3 protein-coding genes and 1 pseudogene are annotated in these 2,610 nt (G+C 59.8%); 1 reads left to right on the plus strand and 3 read right to left on the minus strand.

The features are described from left to right. Positions 1-208 precede the first annotated feature (208 nt). The 3 genes and pseudogenes from ACFFWD_RS30630 to ACFFWD_RS30640 all read right to left on the minus strand — a co-directional run. Positions 209-345 (minus strand): annotated as a pseudogene (locus tag ACFFWD_RS30630) (transposase); the annotation flags it as partial. Between the two features lie 291 nt (positions 346-636). After that, positions 637-1,404: a Crp/Fnr family transcriptional regulator gene (locus tag ACFFWD_RS30635; protein WP_376971728.1), complete on the minus strand. Its 768-nt coding sequence runs from the start codon at positions 1,402-1,404 to the stop codon at positions 637-639. Positions 1,405-1,537: 133 nt separating this feature from the next. Further along, positions 1,538-1,756 carry a ClpX C4-type zinc finger protein gene (locus ACFFWD_RS30640; protein WP_376971734.1) on the minus strand — a complete coding sequence of 73 codons (219 nt, stop codon included), beginning with the start codon at positions 1,754-1,756 and terminating at the stop codon, positions 1,538-1,540. Positions 1,757-1,951: 195 nt separating this feature from the next. Between ACFFWD_RS30640 and ACFFWD_RS30645 the strand changes: the two genes are divergently transcribed. Further along, positions 1,952-2,434 (plus strand): GNAT family N-acetyltransferase, encoded by a 483-nt coding sequence (locus ACFFWD_RS30645; protein WP_376971350.1) that lies wholly within the window; start codon positions 1,952-1,954, stop codon positions 2,432-2,434. Positions 2,435-2,610 lie beyond the last annotated feature (176 nt).

Consider the following 2,610-nt stretch of genomic DNA (forward strand, 5'->3'; position numbering starts at 1 on the left):
CCTCGGCTCGATAGTTCTGCACCGATCTCCAAGGCGCGCGCGAGCGGGTCGGCGACGACCTCGTGCACAATCCCTGGGGTGCCGAATTTTTCGATAAATCCCGTCTGTGATCAGGTGATGATTTTCCCGCACGTCGCATTCTGGCTTGGGCTGTCGCTCAGGCATTGCTCTTGCCGAATTTGGTAGCCGGTTTCGCTGGCCTGATCGGATCACGCCAAGGTGCTCCAGAGCGCAAGACCCAGAAGATGCCATTGAGGACTCGTTAACCCGAGGAACGCCACGCGGCTTGTTCGGCAGCATGGGCTTGATGGCAATCCATTCGTAATCGGCGAGTTCGTAGCGCATGAGTCGAGCCCCCAGTTTGGAAGCTTGAATCACAGGGGTCTGGCCAGACGCAAACGCTTCCGGGCAGGCCCCGGTTGGACGCTTATGGGGTAGAAGCGGACAACAGCCAGCCGACAATCTCCGCTGAAACCGTCGAAAATGACCCCTACTCGGAACCTCCCTCGATGTCCGCATTTGCGCTGCTTGCCGAAATCCACAGGATGGAAATGGTTTTGTTTATAACAAAGAAACAACAATTGCCGATAGCTCTTACCGGTTACGGCCCCACCGACTATGCAAGGTTGAAAACGCTCAGCCACCGTGAGGTTCGTCGCCCGATGCAACATGCAGGCGCGGCCTCGCGGCGTCATCCGGGACGATCTGATCGGTTTGACGGCGCATGACGTCGTAGCATTCGCAGGACGCTTGCTCGAGACGCCCCCTATCGATTTCGATCAAGCCCCGCCGATCTGATCTGATGGCACCCAAGGCGCGGAGTTTGGCAACCTCCTGTGTCACGGTCGTTCGTCGCACCCCGAGCAACTCCGAAAGCGTCACCTGAGTTAATGATAGGAGGTTGCCTTCCGTCCGATCATGCAGGTGAAGCAGCCACCGGGCCATGCGGGCCTCGACGGGGTGCAGCCCATTGCAGGCGGCGACGTGCTGGAACTGCATGAGTATCGATCTGGTGTGCGCCTGGACCACATGTCTGATGGCACTGCTCCCCATATGGGCTGCTTGAAAACGCACTACGGAGATTTGCGATGCGGTGCCGCCCACCCGCACGACCGCGGTCACGGACGACAGGGAGGGGTTTCCGCCCAGCACCGAGAGCGCACCGAGGGCTCCCTCGCGCCCGATTACGGCGGTTGCAATCGTTTCCCCGTTCGGTAGGCCGAGCATGAAGGAGATGGCGCCGCTATGGGGAAAGTAAACGTGGTCGCGTCGAGCTCCCGATTGCGCTAGCACGGCATCCTGTTCAAGCGGCACCTTCTGGAGATGCGGCGCGAGCAATGCGAGGTCTTTCGACGGCAATGCGGCTAGGAGACGATTACCGACGCTGGCAGGGCGCTCCATCATGTGAGCCGCCGAGCCCATATTAACTCAACTTTCATCATGCTGATTGGAACGCCATACGGGTCGAAATCGAGGAAGTTCCCGCGATACCTACCGACGGGGCCCCTTGTTGTGCAAGCCGTCTAAGACCGCCCTGTCAAGCAGAAAATCGGGGAACGCCCGCTGCTTCCGCGACGCGGACATTACCCTCCGCCAGCTTGCAGTACTCGGCCGGCCTGCGCAGGTAGAACGAGCCGCCCTCGTCGCGAACGAGGGTCATCGATAACTCGACGCATTCATCGCAAATGAAGACGTGGGGACCCGCGACGACGAGCTTGCGGACATCGTAAGGAGCAGCGAAGGATTGTTCCCGGATTGCTCTCGACGGGTTCGCTCATGCCGGACCTCCGTTCAACGGCCAAACGCCCGCAACACATGTGGACATCGGACCGATGTCCGGCAATAGACCAGTGATTTACCGTTGGACGAGACTGAACGGCGCGGTTGACCCTTTGCGACCGGTCTCGGCGTTCCCACATGCCAGGACGGCATCTTTCGATCGATCTGTTAGATGGCGGAACTTTATTCAATTCGCGGTGCCAAGCCGGAAGACCAGCGCGGCCTCACGCGCCTCTGCGTGCGCGCTACCGCACAAGCAGGGTACGACGAGGCCTTCATCGACCGGGTGATGCCGGCACTCACCGTCACGATGCCGTTGATCACCGGTGGCTATGTTCGAGTGGCGGAAGACGAGGCTGGAGAGGCAGTTGGGGTTGTGACAGTGACGCCAACCGCAGTTCTGGGCATTGCGCAGCTCGACGGCATCTTTGTCGATCCACCGTTTTGGAAACGCGGCGTTGGCCGGGTGCTTTTCGAGGCGGCCGTCGGGCGTGCCAAGGAGCTGAAAGCCGGTGCCCTGATGATCTACGCCGAACCTTCGGCAGAAGGCTTCTACAAGCGAATGGGAGCCATCAGGATCGGCGAAGGGCCATTTTATTATTCTCCAGAGCTTATACTGCCTCATCTGCTCTACATCGTTCCTCGCGACGCATGATGGCTCGCACGTCGCCTTCTGGCCCTTCGCGACATATTGCGGCGCCGCGCGATATCGGTGGCTAATGGGGCATAGCGGAAGTCGAGGGGTGGATAGGACCGGGGGGACCGGTCGCGAATGACCCATAAGAGACATTCGGCATCGAAACTGCGTACCCCTTCGGATGTTCTCGACAT

Source organism: Bradyrhizobium erythrophlei (assembly GCF_042430365.1).
Classification (GTDB): Bacteria; Pseudomonadota; Alphaproteobacteria; order Rhizobiales; family Xanthobacteraceae; genus Bradyrhizobium; species Bradyrhizobium erythrophlei.